Origin of the sequence: Pseudomonas sp. ZY71 (genome assembly GCF_036542145.1) — a bacterium.
In the GTDB taxonomy this organism is placed as follows: domain Bacteria; phylum Pseudomonadota; class Gammaproteobacteria; order Pseudomonadales; family Pseudomonadaceae; genus Aquipseudomonas; species Aquipseudomonas koreensis_A.
This window is the reverse complement of record NZ_CP144274.1, coordinates 92,211-112,407: the sequence shown is the minus strand read 5'-3', so window position 1 is coordinate 112,407 and position 20,197 is coordinate 92,211. Positions and strand designations below refer to the sequence as shown.

Here is a 20,197-nt window from a genome sequence, read left to right as displayed (position 1 = left end):
ATCTAGAGAGACTAGGCAAACGAGAGGATCATGGGCACCAGTCAAACCACTACCTGATCCCGCCACAAGCGGAAGGATGTCAACCATGGAACGTACACTCAGTTCCGAACTGTTCTTCGAAGACAAAGCTGTAAACACCCAGGCTTCCCTGCCTCTGCGCGTTATCGCCAACCTGATGTTGTGGCAGCGCCGCATCTCCAGCCGCCACCAACTGGCTCGTCTGGATTCGCGTCTGCTGGCTGACGCCGGCATCAGCGAAGCACAACGCTACGAAGAGCTGAGCAAGCCGTTCTGGCGCTAAGTAGCGTCGCTGGCTCTGGTCGTTAGACCCACCGCCAGCAACCCGAATTGAACAAACAAAACCCGTCGTGGGAAACCGCGACGGGTTTTGTCGTTTTTGGCTCTAAAAAAGCCATACCAGTACAGTTCACATCATTCGAAATAAGACCATTACAATTGTAGGAGCTGCCGAAGGCTGCGATCTTTTGATCTTGAAAATCCAAAGCAAAAGATCGCAGCCTTCGGCAGCTCCTACAGTTTTTCGTCTGGATGCTGGTTAGGTATCGGGTTCTGCGCCTAATATCCACGCAGAACGTGGCGAATGCTGTGTCACTGGCGTCTGACTCCTCAGATACCGAGCCACCTCTCTCTACGGTTTATCCAAAGGAGTTACACCATGTCCCGTCTTCGCCTGCTCAGTGCCGCCGCCCTGTTGGCCGTGGCTGCCAACGCCAGCGCCACCAGCTTCATCGTGACCACCGACGCCGTTGTCGGCGCTCTGAAATCCTCGTCCGACGCCACGTCCGATGTGACTTCATCCTTCCGTGACGACAAAATCGTCCTCGCCGCCCGTGACGACGCTGCCAGCTTCGTGGCCAGCGAAGGTGAAATCCGTGGGGTGAAACTGGAAAGCGCACTGGATCACATCCGTCACCATGCGCCACAGTTGCAAGCCACTGACGCACAACTGGCGCAGGCCATCCTGACGATCTAAGCGCCAGGTACCCATCGGGACACGCCGGTCGTGTCCCGATGTTTCGGCGCTGGCTCTGGCCCGGGCATTGCGCTAGCCTTTGGGCTCACCAAAAATTACCGAGTCCGATGCGCTTTCTTCCAAATCTACTGATTCCCTCCGTATTGTTCACCGCCTGCTGGACGGCGCCGGTCAATGCCTTTGATGCTTTCAACGCGTCGACCCAAGGCACCGTCGTCAGTGGTTACGCCACCAGCATGGTGTCTTCCGCACCGTTCGACCGTAAACTGCTGCTCGCCGCCCATGATGACGCGGCTGCATTTGTTGCCAGTGACGGTGAATGGCGAGGTGCTCGTCTGGAATCTGCGTTGCATTACCTGCGCAAAACCCGGCCGAAACTTCATGTCAGCGACCTTGAACTGGCAGAAGCAATTCTCGTCCAATAGTTATCCTGTACCCCAGTTATCCTTGCCCTTCCGGAGTCGTTCCATGCGTAGCCCGCTGATTGCTGCCGCCCTTGGCCTGTTTTTGTTGGCCGACGTGGCCCAGGCGCACACCCTGGTAGCCACCAGTAACATCATCGTTCGTGCCTCCCAGCGCACCATCGATTTCACCTCCGACACCACCACGTCGATTCGCGATTCGAAAATCATCCGCGAAGCCCACGACGACGCTGCCAGTTTCGTTGCCACTAACGGTGATATCCGTGGCGCGCATCTGGAAGCCGCGCTCAATACCCTGCGCACCCGTGTGCCGGAAGCGCGCGACGCCAGTGATCAGGTTCTCGCCGAAGCCATCCTCGCACTGTGAAGTCACTCGGCACCTGGCTGCTGGCCGGGGCGTTGTTGCTGCTTGGCAACAACGCCCACGCCGGCCTGCAACTGCGGCTCAAGACCGACGGTCTGAGTCCCGCCCAACAACAGGCCAGCCAGGCGCTGATCGATGAGGCAATGCAAAAGTTGCCGCCGAGCTTTATCGAGCGGCTGGATCGGCGCATCGATGTCGGCTGGACCGACGACATGCCGAGCAACGCCTATGGCCAGGCCACGCTGGTGGCCGAACTCGATCTGAATCGCAAACTGCTCGCCAGCCTGACTGACGGCAGCGCAGCCAAAGAAAAAACCAATCGCCCCCACGGCACTGTGCGTCAGGAACTGCTCGCCACGGTGCTGCATGAAATCACCCACATTTATGATCGCGCGCGCCTGTGGCCGAGTGCCGAGCGCACGCTGATCCAGCGTTGCACTCGACGGTTCAACAGCGCCGGGCTGATCGGCATCCCCGATGAATGCCGTGGCCAGAACGGCCGTCGCTTCACCCTCAGCGATGATCCGCGCCTGCTCGACCTCGCCGGTTGGCAGCAATACGTCGGTCGTCGTGGTGAACGCGAACAACACAACCGGCAGATCGCTCGTAGCCCGGACCTGTACGAAATCTCCAGCCCGAAGGAGTTCGTCGCGGTCAACATGGAGTACTTCCTCCTCGATCCGAGCTATGCCTGCCGTCGCCCGGCGCTGTATCGCTATTACCAGGAGCACTTCGGCTGGGCGCCGCCGGCCAAAGACGCCTGCAGCAAAACTTTCTCGTTCCTCAATGCCGGCAACGACTTCGCCAAGCAACCCTTGGGGCAGGTCGATCCCGAGCGGGTGTATGCCGTCGACTATCTGCTGGCCGAGGCCAATCAGAACTGGGTCAGCCGTTGGGGCCACAGCATGTTGCGTCTGGTGATCTGCGCACCGGGCCGCCCGCGCGGGCCGGATTGCCGACTCGATCTGGACCAGCATCTGGTGTTGTCCTACCGCGCCTTCGTCGGCGATGTGCAGCTGTCGAGCTGGGATGGACTGGTCGGCAAATACCCATCACGGCTGTTCGTACTGCCGCTCGCGCAGGTCATCGACGAATACACCAAGACCGAATTGCGCAGCCTCGCCTCGGTGCCGCTGAACCTGTCCCGCGACGAGATCGAAGGCGTAGTCGAGCATGCGGCCGAGATGCACTGGAGCTATGACGGCAACTACTTCTTCCTCTCCAACAACTGTGCAGTGGAAGGTTTGAAACTGTTGCGCAGCGGCAGTAACAACAACCAGTTCGTGGGTCTGGACAGCATCATGCCCAACGGTTTGCTGGAAGTGATGAAGGGCCGTGGTCTGGCGGACACCAGTGTGCTGGATGATCCGAAAGAAGCCTTGCGTCTGGGCTATCGCTTCGACTCGTTCCGCGATCGCTATCAGGCGATGTTCGATGTGCTGAAGAAGCAATTGCCGATCAAGCAGAACACCGTCGAAGAATGGCTTTCACTGACAGCCGAAGAACGCCGTGAGTGGTTTGAGCGCGCCGACTTGCGCACCAGCGCCGCGTTATTGTTGCTAGAGCAGGCGAGTTATCGCCGCCAGTTGTTGCTGGCTCAGGATGAGGTCAAGCAACGCTACCTCGGCGCGCGGGAGCTGGAAAACGGCGGCATGGACAAGGCCAACGCGACCTTGCAGGAAATCCTCGCCAATAGCGGGTTCCTCAGCCGTCCGGCGGAATTGCTCGACGCCAAGGGTTACGGATTGCCACAGCCGACCGAGTTCACTCGACTGGAAGCGGAGAGCAGTCAGCGGCAGAAGAAGCTGCTGGCACTGTCGGGTGATCTCGACGCCGAAGTGCGCAAGTTGCTGGAGCCCAAGCGGGCTGCGGAGATTGCGGCCAGCGAAGAGAACGTGAAGCAGATTGGCGCGCATCTGCGCAAACTGCACAAGGCCTCCGGCGGACTGGAACTGCCCTGAAAAAAAGACCGCAGCCATTGGCTGCGGTCTTTTTTATTGCCTGCGGATCAATACAAAACGCCATCGAGAATTTCGTAGACGATCCCGGTGCCCACCGCGATCAGCACGATATCGCCCCCCGCCCGACGCCATTCGTAGCCCGGATACACCGGCAAACGACCTAACGCCCGATTATCCAGACGCTCGCCGTAATAGCCATGCGGCAACGGTCGCCCACGCTCCAGATGAATCCCCGGAGGTGGCGGCGCACCGCGGACAAAGTAGCCATGATTGTCACGAATGGTCTGGCGTAAAGGCCCGAAGTCGTGAGGCGGCGGACCACCACGGTGATCATTCTGTGGGCCACGGTGGTCGTCACCGTGATTGTCGCCGCGGTTATCGTGCTGGCCCTGCTGTGGGCCGCCGTGGTCGTGATCGTCGCGCTGATCAGCGCTGGCCAGCAGCGGAGTCGCACTGATCAACAGCACGCCCAGTCCGGCTATCAGACATTTCGGCATTTTCATCGGGTCTTTCCTCACGGCACAAACAGCAAAAAGGGACTCAGAACCTGGTTCTGAATCCCTCGGTCTTGCTCATTTAGTCTGTGCCTCGAAGCGCTAATTCCTCTGTATCAGGAACTTTACCTTCAGCTGACGCGGGCCTTACGCACGCCTTCCGACAGTGCCGAGCACAAGCTCAATACGCCGTCGACGGCTTGAGCAGGCGTGGTCGCATTGGCGATGTGATCGATCAACGCCGAGCCCACCACCACGCCGTCGGCCAGACGTGCGATGGACGCTGCTTGCTCCGGCGTACGGATACCAAAACCGATGCTGATCGGCAGATCGGTATGCCGACGCAGACGGGTCACCGCTTCCTCAACGTGTTCCAGCGTTGCGGCGCCAGCACCGGTGACACCGGCCACCGACACGTAGTAAACGAAACCGGAGCTGCCATTGAGCACCTTCGGCAGACGTGCGTCGTCAGTGGTCGGCGTGGTCAGACGGATGAAGTCCAGACCGGCAGCCTGCGCCGGATCGCACAGCTCAGCGTTGTGCTCAGGCGGCATGTCGACCACGATCAGGCCATCGACGCCGGCCTCTTTCGCGTCAGCGATGAAGCGTTCAACGCCATACATGTGGATCGGATTGAAGTAGCCCATCAGTACCAGCGGCGTATCGCTGTTGCCTTCGCGGAACTCGCGAACCATTTGCAGGGTTTTCACCAGGTTCTGCTTGGCGCCCAAGGCACGGATGTTCGCCAGTTGAATCGCCGGGCCGTCGGCCATCGGGTCGGTAAACGGCATGCCCAGCTCGATCACATCGGCGCCAGCACCCGGCAAGCCTTTGAGGATCGCCAGCGAAGTGTCGTAGTCCGGATCACCGGCAGTGACGAAGGTCACCAGCGCGGCGCGGTTCTGTTCTTTGAGGTCGGCAAAACGGGTTTGCAGGCGGCTCATCAGTGTTTCTCCTGCTTGGATGGCTCTTGTTGAGAGTTTTCCATATGGTGCATGACGGTCTGCATGTCTTTGTCGCCACGGCCCGACAGGTTGACCACCATCAGGTGATCCTTCGGCAGCTTCGGTGCACGTTTGAACACTTCAGCCAGAGCGTGAGCGCTTTCCAGGGCAGGAATGATCCCTTCGAGGCGGCAGCATTTGTGGAACGCGTCGAGGGCTTCGTCGTCGGTCACCGAGGTGTATTGAACGCGGCCGATGTCATGCAACCAGGCGTGCTCAGGACCAATGCCGGGGTAATCGAGGCCAGCGGAGATCGAGTGAGCGTCGATGATCTGGCCATCGTCGTCCTGCAGCAGGAAGGTGCGGTTACCGTGCAACACACCCGGAACACCGCCATTCAGGCTGGCTGCATGCTTACCGGTTTCGATGCCGTAACCGGCGGCTTCAACGCCGATGATCTCAACGCTCTTGTCGTCGAGGAACGGGTGGAACAGGCCCATCGCGTTGGAACCGCCACCGATGCACGCCACCAGGCTGTCCGGCAGACGGCCTTCCTGAGCCTGCAACTGATCACGGGTTTCCTTGCCGATCACGGCCTGGAAGTCGCGAACCATCGCCGGGTAAGGATGCGGGCCGGCCACGGTGCCGATCAGGTAGAAGGTGTTGTCGACGTTGGTTACCCAGTCACGCAGGGCTTCGTTCATCGCGTCTTTCAGGGTGCCGGTACCGGCCACCACAGGAATCACTTCAGCGCCCAGCAGCTTCATGCGGAAGACGTTGGCCTGCTGACGTTCGATGTCAGTGGTGCCCATGTAGATCACGCAATCCAGACCGAAACGCGCAGCGACGGTGGCGGTGGCCACGCCGTGCATGCCAGCGCCGGTCTCGGCGATGATGCGTTTCTTGCCCATCCGCCGCGCCAGCAGGATCTGGCCGATGCAGTTGTTAATCTTGTGCGCGCCGGTGTGGTTCAGCTCTTCGCGCTTGAGGTAGATCTTGGCGCCGCCGCAGAACTCGGTCAGACGTTCAGCGAAATACAGCGGACTCGGACGGCCGACGTAATCACGCTGGAAGTAGGCCAATTCTTCTTTGAATGCCGGATCTTCCTTGGCCGCTTCGTATTCGCGGGCCAGATCGAGGATCAACGGCATCAGGGTTTCCGCCACGTAGCGGCCACCGAACGAGCCGAACAGGCCGTTATCGTCCGGGCCGTTACGCAGATCAGAGGTGTTCGAAGTCTGGGTCATGAGTCGCTCCAGGTGAATTCGGGTCAAAAGACAATGACGACCACTCTACCCCTGACGTTCCAGACTGAAAACCGATAAGATCGCCACAACCTGTCAGGAAAACTCACAGATACCATGAGCCACGACCTTCCTCCGCTGAACGCATTGCGTGCGTTCGAAGCGACCGCCCGATTGAACAGCGTCAGCCAGGCTGCCGAGCAGTTGCACGTCACGCATGGCGCGGTCAGTCGTCAGCTCAAAGTGCTGGAAGAGCACTTGGGCGTCAGTCTGTTCGTCAAGGATGGGCGCGGCTTGAAACTCACAGATGCCGGCATGCGTTTGCGCGATGCCAGTGGCGAGGCGTTTGACCGGTTGCGCAGTGTTTGCGCGGAATTGACGCAAAGCACGGCGGATGCGCCTTTCGTACTGGGTTGCTCGGGAAGTCTGCTGGCGCGCTGGTTTATCCCGCGCTTGGGGCGATTGAATGCCGATCTGCCGGATTTGCGCCTGCATCTGTCGGCGGGTGAAGGCGATCTCGATCCACGACGTCCGGGACTGGATGCTTTGCTGCTGTTCGCCGAGCCACCATGGCCTGCGGACATGCAGGTCTATGAACTGGCCGCAGAACGCATCGGTCCGGTCATGAGTCCGCTGTTCAGCGGTTATCAGCGCTTGGAAACCGCGCCAGCCTCGGCGCTGCTCAATGAACCACTGCTGCACACCACTTCGCGTCCGCAAGCCTGGCCGAGTTGGGCGCAGCAGAACGCACTCGACGCAAAAGCGTTGAAGCTGGGGCAAGGTTTCGAGCATTTGTATTACTTGCTGGAAGCAGCAGTGGCAGGCCTTGGCGTGGCCATCGCGCCGGAGCCGCTGGTAACAGAAGATTTGAAGGCCGGTCGCCTGGTTGCACCATGGGGCTTCTGTGAAACCCCGGCGCAACTGGCGTTGTGGCTACCCAAGCGCGCCGCAGACGGGCGCGCCCGGCAACTGGCGCAATGGCTCAAGAACGAGCTGCGCCAGAGCGATCACTCGCCGCGCTTGAACAGCAAGTAAGCCGCGAGCAGACCGATTGCACCGACCGCCACACCGGCCGTCGTCCACGGATGTTCCTGCGCGTAATCACGGGTGGCGATCCCGGTTTCACGGGTTTTAACCTTGACTTCTTCATAGGCATCGCTGAGCAGGTGACGCGAATGTTTCAGCGCACTTTCGGCATTGCTTTTCAGCGCCTTGAGGGTCTTGCGCGACTCGTCCGAAGCGTCGTCCTTCAAGCTTTCCAACGATTTGAGCAGACTCTCGATCTCGGCTTCCATGCTTTGCAACGAGGCTTTACGTAAAGAGGTGTTGGCCATGGTGGCTCTCCTGCATTGGTGATGAGTGGCGTGTGTTGGTTGGGACTTCAGCGGTTTGAGAAAGTGCAGAAAATCTGAACTTCGCTTGCGCAAAGCCGCCGAAATCAACAGTGCAGATTCACTGCTAGTCTCAATTCCACACGCCAAGGAGATCGTTATGAGTGACCATCACACGTACAAGAAAGTCGAGCTGGTCGGTTCGTCCGCCAGCAGCATCGAAGACGCCATCAACAACGCGCTGGCCGAAGCCAACAAGAGCATCAAGCATCTTGAGTGGTTTGAAGTGGTCGATACCCGTGGCCACATCAAGGACGGCAAGGCTGCGCACTTTCAGGTGACGCTGAAAGTCGGCTTCCGCATTGCCAGCAGCTGAGTTTGGTCTAGTCTTCTGAACTTGCGCGCTGGCCGAGTGCCATAGGAATGGCAAAGCGCTACAGGGTGAGTGCATCGGGTGGATGACCTGATGCCCGCCTCTTTCAATCCGACCAGGGAGTGCGACCGATGAAGAAGTTCATGTTGGCAGTAGGTTTGTTGAGCCTTGCGGGTGGTGCGTTTGCTGCCGGTAAGCCATGTGAAGAGCTGAAAAGCGAGATTGCGGCGAAGCTGGATGCCAAGGGCGTTTCCGGGTATTCGCTGGAGATTGTTGATAAGGGCGCAGCGTCTGACGGCAAAGTCGTTGGCTCCTGCGAGGGCGGCGCCAAGGAAATCGTCTACAAGCGCGGTTGATCGTGACTGAAATGCAAAAGCCGACGTGAAGGCGTCGGCTTTTTTGTGTCCGGGATTTGGGATTTTTGGTGGATTTGAAATCGAACCCCCTCACCCCAGCCCTCTCCCCCCAGGGGGGCGAGGGGGAAAGGGAGCAGATCGGGGGTTGTTCAGAGCCTGAGTACGACTGGATTTTTCAGGTCGGCGTATCTCGAACAGTCAACCCGGTCAGTCCCCTCTCCCTCCGGGAGAGGGTTAGGGTGAGGGGCTTTTCAGCCCTTCATCACCTGCGCCAACAACTCGTACGAATGCACTCGATCAGCGTGTTCGTAGAGATCACTGGTGAAAATCAGCTCGTCGGCCTGCGTCTGCTCAACCAGCACCTCAAGCTTGGCGCGGATCTTCTGCGGGCTCCCCACCATCGCCAGCCCCAGGAAATCCCCCACCGCCTCACGCTCATGCGGTAGCCACAGCCCGTCCATGGTCTTCACCGGCGGACGCTGCACCAGACTCTGCCCACGCATCAACGCAAGAATGCGCTGGTACACCGAAGTCGCCAGGTAATCGGCTTGTTCATCGGTATCGGCGGCCACCAGCGGCACGCCGAGCATCACGTACGGTTTGTCGAGCACCGCCGAAGGCTTGAAGTGATTGCGATAAACGCGGATCGCCTCATGCATGAAGCGCGGAGCGAAATGCGAGGCGAAGGCGTAAGGCAAGCCGCGCTCACCAGCCAATTGCGCGCTGAACAGGCTGGAACCCAGCAGCCAGATCGGCACATTGGTGCCGGTGCCCGGCATCGCGATCACCCGCTGATCCGGAGTACGCGGACCGAGGTAGCGCACCAGTTCGGCGACGTCCTCGGGGAAATCATCAGCGCTACCAGAGCGCTCACGGCGCAAGGCACGAGCGGTCATCTGATCGGAACCGGGAGCACGGCCCAGGCCGAGGTCAATCCGGCCCGGGTACAGACTTTCCAGTGTGCCGAACTGCTCGGCAATCACCAGCGGCGCATGGTTGGGCAGCATCACGCCGCCGGAGCCGACACGAATCGTCGACGTACCGCCAGCCAGATAGCCGAGCAGAACAGACGTCGCAGAACTGGCGATGCCGTCCATGTTGTGGTGTTCGGCCACCCAGAACCGCGTGTAGCCGAATTTCTCGACGTGCTGCGCCAGATCCAGCGAATTGCGCAGCGATTGCGCCGGGCTGCCGTTCTCGCGTACCGGTACCAGATCGAGGGTGGAAAATTTTACGTCGGACAGTTGCTTCATAAACCTGCGTCTCCGAGTGAGGAGGCAGGCTTTTCTTGCGAACGAAAACCTGCCAAATCCATAAGCGTGTTTTGTGCAATGAGGGCATATACCCGAGTTTCAATAGCAGCGATGAAATTTCCTACTAAAAAAGTCAACGATTCAGCCGGGCTGAACTTTGCTGCGGCGTCTATCCTCAGAAGCCTTGCAAGCAAAACCACGACGGCGCGGCGTTTCCGCGCCAGATATTGAGGAGGCAGACATGGCTATCGTGAAGAAAGCATCCGCACATTGGGCTGGTGATCTGAAAACCGGTATCGGCTCGATTTCCACCGAAACCGGTGTCCTCAGAGAAGCGCCCTACGGCTTCAAGGCCCGCTTCGAGGGCGGCAAAGGTACCAACCCGGAGGAACTGATCGGCGCCGCGCATGCCGGCTGCTTCTCCATGGCGTTTTCGATGATTCTGGGCGATGCGGGCCTGAAGGCCGACAGCATTGATACTCAGGCTGAAGTGACTCTGGATCAGGTGGATGGCGGGTTCGCGATTACCGCGGTGAAGCTGATTCTCAAGGCGAAAATCCCGGGGGCGACGCAGGAGCAGTTTGAAGAGCTGAGCAACAAGGCCAAGGAAGGGTGCCCGGTGTCGAAAGTGCTGAATGCGAAGATTACCCTTGAGGCTTCGCTGGTCAGTTGATTCGACGCTGACCGCTCTGATGCCTTCGCGAGCAGGCTCGCTCCCACAGGGATTCGTGTGGCACACAGTTCCAAATGTGGGAGCGAGCCTGCTCGCGAAGGCAATTTCAAAATCAACACAAGGTTTGAAACCTTCAGCACAACTTGTGAGCGAAGTCAGAACCCTCGCTGTAAAAATATGGTCGAATAAGTAACAGCAGCTTCAGCGCACCCCCGTGCGCGCTGCCTCAGGGAGCTTCACTCATGAAACGTATTGGCTTGGCGATCCTCTGCAGTGCACTGGCCACCTCGGTAATTGCTGCACCCAAAGACTGCGAAGAATTGAAGAACGAGATTGAGGTCAAGATTCAGGCCAAAGCAGTGCCGTCCTACACACTGGAAATCGTAAGCAAGGAAGAAGCCGCAAAACATGACATCGCCATGGTGGTCGGTTCATGCGAGAACGGCACCAAAGCGATCATCTATCAGAAGAACGACAGCTGAGTCGCCTCAGATAATGCAGTTGTAGTCGTAGTCCTCGGCGACGATTTCGCGCTTGGCGTTGTACAGCCGGGCACTCGGGGTGAACGCCAGCGAACGGCCCTCCAGCGTGTAACGCTGACCGGCCTCGAAATGGTCATAGCGGATGTACATGTAACACAACCGCTCTACCGGGCTGTTCATCAAACTGCCGCCACCACCAAACACTTCGAAATCGAACCGCACGCGCAATTCGTGGCTGCCGGGGGTGACCTGGAAGAAGCGCCCGTCATTCAGTCGTTGTTTGTCGAGGCGCTCGGCCATCAGCACCTTACCGCCGGGTGTCGGCGTCGAAAAATCGACCCAGGCCATCTGCGGATCGACCGGTGGCAACGGCGTCTGACAACCGGCCACAAGACTGGCAACGAGCAACAACAGCAACTGGCGCATGATGGATATCCACAGATCTGAATATTCAGCATAGCGCCGATCAGCTGCTCTGACAGCCTGCCGGCGTGCCCTGGCCTACTACTTTGCGCTGCTCGTCATAGAGCTTGGCCCACGGCCTGAAGCCGATACTGCCAGCCTGCAACTGATAACGCTGGCCGGCATTGAAGTCCTTGAATTTCACGTTCAACTGGCAATCGCGCCACAGCGGCTCAGCGTCAGGACCGATGTTGGTCGCGGCCACCGGAAACTGATAACGCACCTTCAATTCATGGCTGCCGGGCTGCACTTCGAAGTAGCGTTTGTCGTCGGTCACGCTGCTATCGACCTTCATCGCTTGCAAGGTCGTGTCCTGTTGCCGGGCATCGAGGTCGATCCAGGCTTGCGAAGGGTCGGGATCGGGCATTCCGAATCCGGCACAACCGGCCAGCGTCAGCAGGCCTCCTGACAGCATCAACATGCGCATAGCGGTGCTCCTTAAGGCGGGATAGTCTTGCGGGCAGACTCTCCGGGGGATTTCTTATTTTGAGCAGGCCGTTTCCAAGCCTTGGGTTACTTGATCGCGTTTTTCGGGTTTTGTTTCCGGGTGTGTTGTTTTTGTTGCTCAACGGTTGCGCCAGCGTCAGCTATTACGCTCAGTTGGCCAGCGGTCAGTTGCAATTGCTGCGGGCCCGAGAGCCTGTGGAAAAGGTGATTGCCGATCCGACCCGCGATGCCACTTTGCGAGCGCATCTGGCCCAGTCACAAAAAGCCCGCGCTTTTGCCAGCGAACATCTGCACCTGCCCGATAACCAGAGCTATCGCCTTTACGCCGATATCCATCGCCCGTACGTGGTGTGGAATGTGTTCGCCACTCAGGAGTTCTCCCTGACGCCACAGAATCATTGCTTCCCGATTGCCGGCTGCGTGGCCTATCGCGGTTATTACAGTCAGAGTGCCGCGCGAGGCGAAGCGGCGATCCAGCGCCTGCAGGGCATGGACGTGTCGATTGGCGGTGTTGAAGCTTATTCGACGCTCGGCTGGTTCAACGACCCGATCCTCAATTCGATGATGGGTTGGGGCGATGAGCGTCTGGCCACGCTGATCTTTCACGAGCTGGCGCACCAGCGTTTCTATGTCAAGGACGACACCGAATTCAACGAATCCTTTGCCACGTTTGTCGAGCAGGAAGGCACGCGGCAGTGGCGGGCGTTTCGTGGGTTGCCGGCGGACACCGATTCACGGCTGAAGCAGCGCGATCAGTTTATTGAATTGGTCCTCGATACCCGCTCACGGCTGGAAAAGCTCTACGCGCAGTCAATACCGGTTGAGCAAATACGCGAACACAAAGCAGCCGAGTTCGAACAGTTTCGCCGCGAATACCGAATGATGAGGGACAGCCAGTGGGCCGGGGACAAGCGTTATGACGCTTGGGTGAATACGCCGTTGAACAATGCGCGGTTGTTGCCGTTTGGGCTGTATGACCAATGGGTACCGGCGTTTGCGGCGTTGTTCAAGCAGGTTGGAGGGGATTGGCTGAGGTTTTATGCGCAGGTTGAGCGGTTGGGTGGGTTGCCGGTGGCTGAGCGCAAAGCGGCTTTGAAAATGTTGGCAGATCCAAACAGTTGAGTTGATTGGGAGTAAGTCATCGCGAGCAGGCTCACTCCTACAAGGGAATGCGTTCCAAATGTAGGAGTGAGCCTGCTCGCGATTGCAATCTAATCAGCGCTGCAAAAAGGCCTGATGCAACTGATCCAGTGTCTCGAAGTGATAAGCCGGCGCTTCGGCATTCAATTCTTCAAAACTGCCAAATCCATAACCGACCGCCGCCGCATCCAGACCGTTGCTGCGCGCACCGATCAGGTCATGCTTGCGGTCGCCGATCATCAGCGTATCCGCCGGATCCAGCCCTTCTTCCTTGATCAGATGCGCAATCAGCTCAACCTTGTTGGTCCGCGTACCATCCAGTTCACTGCCGTAGATCACCTTGAAGTGCCGGGCGAAGTCGAAGTGCCGGGCAATCTCGCGAGCAAATTCCCACGGTTTCGAAGTGGCAATATACAGCTGCCGGCCTTGGCCACTTAGGGTTTCCAGCAACGGCGTAACACCCTCAAACACGCGGTTTTCATACAGGCCCGTTACCTTGAAGCGCTCACGATAGAAATTCACCGCCTGCCACGCCTTGGCTTCATCAAAATCGTAGAACTGCATAAACGCCTGCAACAACGGCGGGCCGATGAAGTGTTCCAGCTTGGTCAGATCCGGCTCATCGATACCGAGCTTGGCGAGGGCGAACTGGATGGAGCGGGTGATGCCCTCACGCGGGTCGGTCAGGGTGCCATCAAGGTCGAACAGTACGGTTTGGTAATGCATGAGAAATCCTGATCAGGTGTAAGGCGATTCAGAGCTGGTCGTAGCCTTCGGCCAGATGCAGGTCCTTGAGCTTCACGTAGTTGGCGGCGCTGTAGGTGAAGAAGGCTTTTTCCTTGTCGGTCAGCGGGCGAATCTGTTTCACCGGGCTGCCGACATACAGGAAGCCAGTTTCAAGGCGCTTGCCCGGCGGCACCAGGCTGCCGGCGCCAATGATCACATCGTCTTCAACCACCGCGCCGTCCATGACGATGCTGCCCATGCCGATCAACACGCGGCTGCCGACGGTGCAGCCATGCAGCATGACTTTGTGGGCGACGGTCACGTCGTCGCCGATCAGCAGCGGGAAGCCGTCCGGGTTGAACGGGCCGGCGTGGGTGATGTGCAGCACGCAGCCGTCCTGGACGCTCGTGCGCGCACCGATGCGGATACGGTGCATGTCGCCACGGATCACGGTCAGCGGCCAGACCGAGCTGTCTTCGCCGATTTCGACGTCGCCGATAACCACCGCAGAGGCGTCGACAAATGCGCCTTTGCTCAGGCTGGGGGTGTGATTCTGGTACTTGCGAACGGACACGATAATTTCTCTCTCTGTCGCCGATAGCTGCGGATGATGCCGATTGTAATTAAGATGGGGCAATGTTTCCCCAGCCAAGGTGCCAACCGTGAGCGTGAACAACCCTCTGCTGCAGTCCTATGACCTGCCACCGTTCTCCACGATCCGTGCCGAACACGTCCTGCCCGCCATCGAAACGATCCTGGCGGACAACCGCGCCGCCATTGCCGACATCCTCAAGAGCCAAGGCCAGAACCCGACCTGGGCCGGCCTGGTATTGGCGATGGACGAACTCAATGACCGCCTCGGCGCTGCCTGGAGCCCGGTCAGCCACCTCAACGCCGTGTGCAACAGCGCCGAACTGCGCGAAGCCTACGAGTCGTGCCTGCCAGCCCTGAGCGCCTACTCCACCGAAATGGGCCAGAACCGCGAACTGTTCCAGGCTTATGAAGCACTGGCCAACAGCCCTGAAGCCGCCGGTTTCGACGTGGCGCAAAAGACTATTCTGGAACACGCCCTGCGTGACTTCCGTCTGTCGGGTATCGACCTGCCGGAAGCCGAGCAGAAACGCTACGCCGAAGTGCAAAGCAAACTGTCCGAGCTGGGCAGCCGCTTCTCCAACCAACTGCTCGACGCCACTCAGGCGTGGACCAAACATGTCAGCGACGAAGCCGCGCTTGCCGGCCTGACCGATTCGGCCAAGGCGCAAATGGCTGCTGCGGCACAAGCCAAAGGCCTCGACGGCTGGCTGATCACTTTGGAATTCCCGAGCTACTACGCAGTAATGACCTACGCGCAAGACCGTGCGCTGCGTGAAGAAGTCTACGCCGCCTACTGCACCCGCGCCTCGGATCAAGGCCCGAATGCTGGCCAGAATGACAATGGCCCGGTGATGGAAGAGATCCTCGACCTGCGTCAGGAACTGGCCAAACTCTTGGGTTTCGCCAGCTTCTCCGAGCTAAGCCTGGCCACCAAAATGGCTGAATCCAGCGATCAGGTGCTGAGCTTCCTGCGCGATCTGGCCAAGCGCAGCAAACCGTTCGCCGCACAGGATCTGCAACAGCTGCGCGCCTACGCCGCCGAACAGGGCTGCGCCGATCTGCAAAGTTGGGACAGCGGTTTCTACGGCGAAAAGCTGCGTGAACAACGCTACAGCGTCGCCCAGGAAACCCTGCGCGCCTACTTCCCGATCGACAAAGTACTGGGCGGTCTGTTCGCCATCGTGCAGCGCCTGTACGGCATCGAAATCGCCGAGCAGAAAGGCTTCGACACCTGGCACCCGGATGTTCGCCTGTTCGAAATCAAGGAAAACGGTCTGCACGTCGGCCGCTTCTTCTTCGACCTCTATGCTCGCGCCAACAAGCGTGGCGGTGCGTGGATGGACGGCGCCCGCGACCGTCGTCGCACCGTCGACGGCGTGCTGCAAAGCCCGGTGGCCAATCTGGTGTGCAACTTCACCCCGGCCGACAGCGGCAAACCTGCGCTGTTGACCCACGATGAAGTGACCACGCTGTTCCACGAATTCGGCCATGGCCTGCATCACCTGCTGACCCGCGTTGATCACGCCGGTGTTTCCGGCATCAACGGCGTGGCGTGGGACGCGGTCGAGCTGCCGAGCCAATTCATGGAAAACTGGTGCTGGGAGCCGGAAGGCCTCGCGCTGATTTCCGGTCATTACGAAAGCGGCGAGCCGCTGCCGCAGGATCTGCTGGAAAAAATGCTCGCGGCGAAAAACTTCCAGTCCGGCCTGATGATGGTCCGTCAGCTGGAGTTCTCGCTGTTCGACTTCGAACTGCACGCCACCCACGGTGACGGCCGTAGCGTTGCGCAGGTGCTGGAAGGCGTGCGTGACGAAGTTTCTGTCATGCGTCCACCGGCCTATAACCGCTTCCCGAACAGCTTCGCGCACATCTTTGCCGGCGGTTACGCCGCGGGTTACTACAGCTACAAGTGGGCGGAAGTGCTGTCGGCGGATGCCTTCTCGAAGTTTGAAGAAGACGGCGTGCTCAACGCAGAAACCGGCCGTGCCTTCCGCGAAGCGATTCTGGCGCGCGGCGGTTCGCAGGCACCGATGGTGCTGTTCGTCGACTTCCGTGGCCGTGAGCCGTCGATTGACGCACTGTTGCGCCACAGCGGCCTGAGTGAGGACGCGGCAGCATGAGTGAGGGGCCTGTGATTACCAAGAAACGCTTTATCGCCGGGGCGGTCTGCCCGGCGTGCAGCGAGCCGGACAAGTTGATGATGTGGAACGAAGACAGCGTGCCGCACCGTGAATGTGTGGCTTGCGGTTACTCCGACACGCTCAACGAGCAAGGTCTGTCGGTACCGAAAGAGCTGGGCACGCGGGTCAACACCAGCGCGCTGAACAAGCCTGCGCCGGACAAGACCGTGCAGGCGGTGCAGTTCTTTCCGAATCCGAAGCTGAAGAAGAAATCCGAAGACTGAGCGGCGGCTTGAAAACCTTCCACGATGCAATGTCGTGGAAGGTCGCGGATTACTTCAGATTGACGGACTGAAACCAGCTCTTCATCGAGCAAGTGGCGAACGCGCTGGTGCTGCAATCGCCATTGGCCAGCGCCGTGCGCAGCTTGTCGACATCGGCCTGCATCACATAGCGCACGCTGTCGCGGAAGTGCCCGCTCTCGCCGAATCCGCCCTGGGTCATCTCGCTCAAGGCATCCTCTTTGCTCCAGCCCTGAACCACCACGCGGTACATCGCCGCCATCAGACCCGTGCGGTCGGAGCCGTGCTTGCAGTGCATCAATACCGGACCGTTGGCTTCGGCAGACTGAATAGCCCGCAAGGTCTTGAGCACATCGGCGTCGTCAACGTGGTTGGTGCGATATGGCAGTTGCACCTGGTTAATGCCGGGCTCGGACAACCAGTTGCTGTCAGCTTCCGGGAGGAAGTTGATCACCGTGGCAACTTTGAGATTTTTCAGCAACGGCACGGCGCCGCCATCCGGTAACGCGCTTCGATAGAGCGTCGGCGACATCTGGAACAGGTTGTATTGCACTTCGACCGGTTGCGCCCAATCAGCGGGACGGGCCGTCGCGGTTGCCGCAGCCTGGGCCGGCAGCCAGTGCAGCAGTGCTACAAGTGATAAACACAAAACAGGGAAAAAACGCACTCGGGACATGCTGGGGTAACCGTGTCGGGGTTCATCGGTGATAGGAACCGCAGCTTCGGCGTTGCGCGGTCAAAGCCCTGTGAGGCGCTTGTCAAAGAATCGTGAATCGGCATGGTTTCATTCACCGTCACGCAGAAAACCGCTGTTTTTTTCCGATGAATCGGTTCATCCAGAAGCTTAGCCTGCTACCATTTGTCACATGATGTTGCAGGCGCGTCGCCTCCCGGGTCAGACCGCTGTCGTCGCGACGAAAAATCCTCAAGCCGTTCGCAGAAGCGGCTGTCCCCTAATGCCTGATGAGGTGCACCCCCATGTCTGATGAAGATCGAGACAACCCGCGGCGTGAGTTTTTGCGCAAATCCCTGACCCTGATTCCAGTGGTCACCCTGGCCGGCACCGGTCTGGGCAGCAGCGTCCTGCAAGCAGCGCCTGAAGCGGCACCGGCTGCGCCCGCACCACAACCGGCTCGTGCTGACGCCAGCGTCTACCAACCGAGTTATTTCACCGCCGAAGAGTGGGCGTTTATCAACGCCGCCGTCGCGCAGTTGATCCCCAACGATGCCCAAGGCCCGGGCGCGCTCGAAGCCGGTGTGCCGGAATACATCGATCGCCAGATGAACACGCCGTACGCCGCCGGCGCCCTGTGGTACATGCAAGGCCCGTTCAATGCCGACGCCGCTCCGGAAATGGGCTGGCAGAGCAAACTGGTGCCCAAAGAGATCTATCGCCTCGGCATCGCCGCCACGGATCAGTGGGCAAAATCCCTCAACGGTAAAGTATTTGCTGAGCAAGACAGCGCTACCCGAGACGATTTGCTCAAGCAACTCGAAGCCGGCAAACCTCAGTTTGACGCCGTTCCAGCGAAGATTTTCTTCAATCTGCTGCTGCAAAACACCAAGGAAGGGTTCTTCTGCGACCCGATCCACGGTGGCAACAAAGGCATGGTCGGCTGGACCATGATCGGCTTTCCCGGCGCCCGCGCCGATTTCATGGATTGGGTGGAACGCAACGAGCAATACCCCTTCCCGGCAGTTTCGATTCGCGGCGAGAGGGCGTAAGCATGGCAACGGTAATGAAGAAGGTTGACGCAGTGATCGTCGGTTTCGGCTGGACCGGCGCGATCATGGCCAAAGAGCTGACCGAAGCGGGTCTCAACGTGCTGGCGCTGGAGCGCGGGCCGATGCAGGACACTTACCCCGACGGCAACTATCCACAGGTGATCGACGAACTCACCTACAGCGTGCGCAAAAAACTTTTTCAGGACATCTCGAAAGAAACCGTCACCATCCGCCACAGCGTCAACGACATCGCCCTGCCGAACCGCCAGTTGGGCGCGTTCCTGCCGGGTAATGGTGTGGGCGGCGCCGGCCTGCATTGGTCGGGCGTGCACTTCCGGGTCGACCCGATCGAGTTGCGCATGCGCAGCCACTATGAAGAGCGCTACGGCAAAAGCTTTATCCCCAAGGACATGACTATCCAGGACTTCGGCGTCAGCTATGAAGAGCTGGAGCCGTTCTTCGATTTCGCCGAAAAAGTCTTCGGCACCTCCGGCCAGGCCTGGACCGTGAAAGGCCAACTGGTCGGTCAGGGCAAGGGCGGCAACCCCTACGCGCCGGATCGTTCCAACCCGTTCCCGCTGGAAGCGCAGAAGAATACGGTCTCCGCACAGCTGTTCGGCAAAGCGGCTATGGAAGTCGGTTACAAACCCTACAACCTGCCGTCCGCGAATACGTCAGGGCCGTACACCAATCCCTACGGCGCGCAGATGGGCCCATGCAACTTCTGCGGCTTCTGCAGCGGTTACGTCTGCTACATGTACTCCAAGGCTTCGCCAAACGTGAACATTCTGCCGGCGCTGAAACCTTTGCCGAATTTCGAGTTGCGGCCTAACTCGCACGTACTGCGGGTCAACCTCGACAGCACGAAATCCAAAGCCACCGGCGTGACCTACATCGACGGACAGGGTCGCGAGATCGAGCAACCGGCGGATCTGGTGATCCTCGGCGCGTTCCAGTTGCACAACGTGCGTCTGATGCTGCTCTCCGGCATCGGCAAGCCGTACGACCCGATCAGCGGCGAAGGCGTGGTCGGGCGTAACTTCGCCTACCAGAACATGGCGACCATCAAGGCGTTCTTCGACAAGGACACTCACACCAACAACTTCATCGGCGCCGGCGGCAACGGCGTGGCGCTGGACGACTTCAACGCCGACAACTTCGACCACGGCCCGCACGGCTTCGTCGGCGGCTCGCCGATGTGGGTCAACCAGGCCGGCAGCCGGCCGATTGCCGGCACCTCGAACCCGCCGGGCACACCCGCGTGGGGCAGTGCCTGGAAACGCGCGACCGCCGATTACTACACCCATCAGGTGTCGATGGACGCCCACGGCGCGCATCAGTCCTACCGGGGCAACTACCTCGATCTCGATCCGGTGTACCGCGATGCCTACGGTTTGCCGCTGCTGCGGATGACCTTCGACTGGCAGGAAAACGACATCAAGATGAACCGCTTCATGGTCGAGAAAATGGGCAAGGTCGCTGAAGCGATGGGGCCGAAAGCGATTGCGGTAATCGGCAAGAAAGTCGGCGATCACTTCAATACGGCGTCGTACCAGACCACTCACCTTAACGGTGGCGCGATCATGGGCACCGATCCGAAGAAGAGCGCGCTGAACCGCTACTTGCAGAGCTGGGACGTGCACAACGTTTTCGTTCCGGGTGCCTCGGCATTCCCGCAAGGCCTCGGTTACAACCCGACCGGGCTGGTTGCCGCACTGACCTACTGGTCGGCGAAGGCGATCCGCGAGCAGTACCTGAAAAACCCCGGCCCGCTGGTTCAGGCTTAAGGA

Annotated in this window: 25 protein-coding genes; 15 read left to right on the top strand and 10 right to left on the bottom strand. The window is 59.4% G+C overall.

Going from position 1 to position 20,197, the window contains the following annotated elements; genetic code table 11:
* Positions 1-85: 85 nt before the first annotated feature.
* From VY732_RS00550 to VY732_RS00530, 5 genes are all read left to right on the top strand, one after another.
* Positions 86-301 carry a DUF1127 domain-containing protein gene (locus VY732_RS00550; RefSeq protein ID WP_007911656.1) on the top strand — a complete coding sequence of 72 codons (216 nt, stop codon included), beginning with the start codon at positions 86-88 and terminating at the stop codon, positions 299-301.
* A gap of 375 nt (positions 302-676) precedes the next feature.
* Positions 677-994, top strand: coding sequence for a DUF2388 domain-containing protein (locus VY732_RS00545; protein ID WP_331693355.1), 318 nt, complete (start codon positions 677-679; stop codon positions 992-994).
* A gap of 107 nt (positions 995-1,101) precedes the next feature.
* Positions 1,102-1,419, top strand: coding sequence for a DUF2388 domain-containing protein (locus VY732_RS00540; RefSeq protein WP_077575231.1), 318 nt, complete (start codon positions 1,102-1,104; stop codon positions 1,417-1,419).
* Positions 1,420-1,462: 43 nt separating this feature from the next.
* The gene (locus tag VY732_RS00535) at positions 1,463-1,783 is read left to right on the top strand and encodes a DUF2388 domain-containing protein (RefSeq protein WP_007911662.1); all 321 of its coding nucleotides are present in this window, start codon (positions 1,463-1,465) and stop codon (positions 1,781-1,783) included.
* On the top strand, positions 1,780-3,741 hold the full coding sequence (locus VY732_RS00530) for a DUF7844 domain-containing protein (RefSeq protein ID WP_212620668.1): 1,962 nt from the start codon (positions 1,780-1,782) through the stop codon (positions 3,739-3,741). Before VY732_RS00535 ends, VY732_RS00530 begins: the two co-directional genes overlap by 4 nt.
* 47 nt (positions 3,742-3,788) lie before the next feature.
* On the opposite strand, the gene VY732_RS00525 is transcribed toward VY732_RS00530, so the two are convergent.
* From VY732_RS00525 to trpB, 3 genes are all read right to left on the bottom strand, one after another.
* Positions 3,789-4,244 (bottom strand): anti-virulence regulator CigR family protein, encoded by a 456-nt coding sequence (locus VY732_RS00525; RefSeq protein WP_331693353.1) that lies wholly within the window; start codon positions 4,242-4,244, stop codon positions 3,789-3,791.
* Between the two features lie 122 nt (positions 4,245-4,366).
* Positions 4,367-5,179 (bottom strand): tryptophan synthase subunit alpha, encoded by an 813-nt coding sequence (trpA, locus tag VY732_RS00520; RefSeq protein WP_137219441.1) that lies wholly within the window; start codon positions 5,177-5,179, stop codon positions 4,367-4,369.
* Positions 5,179-6,426: a tryptophan synthase subunit beta gene (gene trpB / locus VY732_RS00515; RefSeq protein WP_077575227.1), complete on the bottom strand. Its 1,248-nt coding sequence runs from the start codon at positions 6,424-6,426 to the stop codon at positions 5,179-5,181. Before trpB ends, trpA begins: the two co-directional genes overlap by 1 nt.
* 114 nt (positions 6,427-6,540) lie before the next feature.
* Between trpB and VY732_RS00510 the strand changes: the two genes are divergently transcribed.
* A complete protein-coding gene (locus VY732_RS00510) occupies positions 6,541-7,458 on the top strand; it encodes a LysR family transcriptional regulator (protein ID WP_034152276.1) in 918 nt (305 codons plus the stop codon).
* Here VY732_RS00510 and VY732_RS00505 read toward each other — a convergent pair.
* Positions 7,431-7,757: a DUF883 family protein gene (locus VY732_RS00505; RefSeq protein WP_007911686.1), complete on the bottom strand. Its 327-nt coding sequence runs from the start codon at positions 7,755-7,757 to the stop codon at positions 7,431-7,433. The genes VY732_RS00510 and VY732_RS00505 overlap by 28 nt on opposite strands.
* A 157-nt stretch (positions 7,758-7,914) precedes the next feature.
* On the opposite strand from VY732_RS00505, the gene VY732_RS00500 reads away from it, so the two are divergent.
* Both VY732_RS00500 and VY732_RS00495 read left to right on the top strand, forming a co-directional pair.
* A complete protein-coding gene (locus VY732_RS00500) occupies positions 7,915-8,130 on the top strand; it encodes a dodecin (protein ID WP_007911688.1) in 216 nt (71 codons plus the stop codon).
* A 128-nt stretch (positions 8,131-8,258) separates the two neighbouring features.
* Entirely contained in the window at positions 8,259-8,483 is a 225-nt protein-coding gene (locus tag VY732_RS00495) for a DUF1161 domain-containing protein (protein WP_116028659.1), read from the top strand.
* 251 nt (positions 8,484-8,734) lie between these two features.
* Here VY732_RS00495 and VY732_RS00490 read toward each other — a convergent pair whose 3' ends face one another.
* Complete coding sequence (locus tag VY732_RS00490; RefSeq protein ID WP_034152274.1) at positions 8,735-9,736, bottom strand: LLM class flavin-dependent oxidoreductase; 1,002 nt, start codon at positions 9,734-9,736, stop codon at positions 8,735-8,737.
* A 241-nt stretch (positions 9,737-9,977) separates the two neighbouring features.
* On the opposite strand from VY732_RS00490, the gene VY732_RS00485 reads away from it, so the two are divergent.
* Both VY732_RS00485 and VY732_RS00480 read left to right on the top strand, forming a co-directional pair.
* Entirely contained in the window at positions 9,978-10,409 is a 432-nt protein-coding gene (locus VY732_RS00485; protein WP_007911695.1) for an OsmC family protein, read from the top strand.
* Positions 10,410-10,651: 242 nt separating this feature from the next.
* Positions 10,652-10,891 carry a DUF1161 domain-containing protein gene (locus VY732_RS00480; RefSeq protein WP_077575224.1) on the top strand — a complete coding sequence of 80 codons (240 nt, stop codon included), beginning with the start codon at positions 10,652-10,654 and terminating at the stop codon, positions 10,889-10,891.
* 6 nt (positions 10,892-10,897) lie between these two features.
* On the opposite strand, the gene VY732_RS00475 is transcribed toward VY732_RS00480, so the two are convergent.
* Positions 10,898-11,317, bottom strand: a complete 420-nt coding sequence (locus VY732_RS00475; RefSeq protein ID WP_331693351.1) for a PA0061/PA0062 family lipoprotein — start codon at positions 11,315-11,317, stop codon at positions 10,898-10,900.
* Positions 11,318-11,357: 40 nt separating this feature from the next.
* Positions 11,358-11,780, bottom strand: coding sequence for a PA0061/PA0062 family lipoprotein (locus VY732_RS00470; protein WP_116028658.1), 423 nt, complete (start codon positions 11,778-11,780; stop codon positions 11,358-11,360).
* 59 nt (positions 11,781-11,839) lie between these two features.
* Here VY732_RS00470 and VY732_RS00465 point away from each other — a divergent pair, with 59 nt between their 5' ends.
* Complete coding sequence (locus tag VY732_RS00465; protein ID WP_331693349.1) at positions 11,840-12,922, top strand: aminopeptidase; 1,083 nt, start codon at positions 11,840-11,842, stop codon at positions 12,920-12,922.
* Positions 12,923-13,015: 93 nt separating this feature from the next.
* On the opposite strand, the gene VY732_RS00460 is transcribed toward VY732_RS00465, so the two are convergent.
* Both VY732_RS00460 and VY732_RS00455 read right to left on the bottom strand, forming a co-directional pair.
* Complete coding sequence (locus tag VY732_RS00460) at positions 13,016-13,666, bottom strand: HAD family hydrolase (RefSeq protein ID WP_331693348.1); 651 nt, start codon at positions 13,664-13,666, stop codon at positions 13,016-13,018.
* A gap of 28 nt (positions 13,667-13,694) precedes the next feature.
* Positions 13,695-14,240: a gamma carbonic anhydrase family protein gene (locus VY732_RS00455; RefSeq protein ID WP_331693347.1), complete on the bottom strand. Its 546-nt coding sequence runs from the start codon at positions 14,238-14,240 to the stop codon at positions 13,695-13,697.
* 88 nt (positions 14,241-14,328) lie between these two features.
* Here VY732_RS00455 and prlC point away from each other — a divergent pair, with 88 nt between their 5' ends.
* Positions 14,329-16,380: an oligopeptidase A gene (gene prlC / locus VY732_RS00450; RefSeq protein WP_331693345.1), complete on the top strand. Its 2,052-nt coding sequence runs from the start codon at positions 14,329-14,331 to the stop codon at positions 16,378-16,380.
* Positions 16,377-16,664 (top strand): YheV family putative zinc ribbon protein, encoded by a 288-nt coding sequence (locus VY732_RS00445; RefSeq protein ID WP_077575217.1) that lies wholly within the window; start codon positions 16,377-16,379, stop codon positions 16,662-16,664. Before prlC ends, VY732_RS00445 begins: the two co-directional genes overlap by 4 nt.
* A gap of 49 nt (positions 16,665-16,713) precedes the next feature.
* On the opposite strand, the gene VY732_RS00440 is transcribed toward VY732_RS00445, so the two are convergent.
* Positions 16,714-17,358, bottom strand: a complete 645-nt coding sequence (locus VY732_RS00440) for a dual specificity protein phosphatase family protein (protein WP_077575216.1) — start codon at positions 17,356-17,358, stop codon at positions 16,714-16,716.
* Between the two features lie 302 nt (positions 17,359-17,660).
* Between VY732_RS00440 and VY732_RS00435 the strand changes: the two genes are divergently transcribed.
* Positions 17,661-18,407, top strand: coding sequence for a gluconate 2-dehydrogenase subunit 3 family protein (locus VY732_RS00435; RefSeq protein ID WP_077575215.1), 747 nt, complete (start codon positions 17,661-17,663; stop codon positions 18,405-18,407).
* Between the two features lie 2 nt (positions 18,408-18,409).
* On the top strand, positions 18,410-20,194 hold the full coding sequence (locus tag VY732_RS00430; RefSeq protein ID WP_331693343.1) for a GMC family oxidoreductase: 1,785 nt from the start codon (positions 18,410-18,412) through the stop codon (positions 20,192-20,194).
* Positions 20,195-20,197 lie beyond the last annotated feature (3 nt).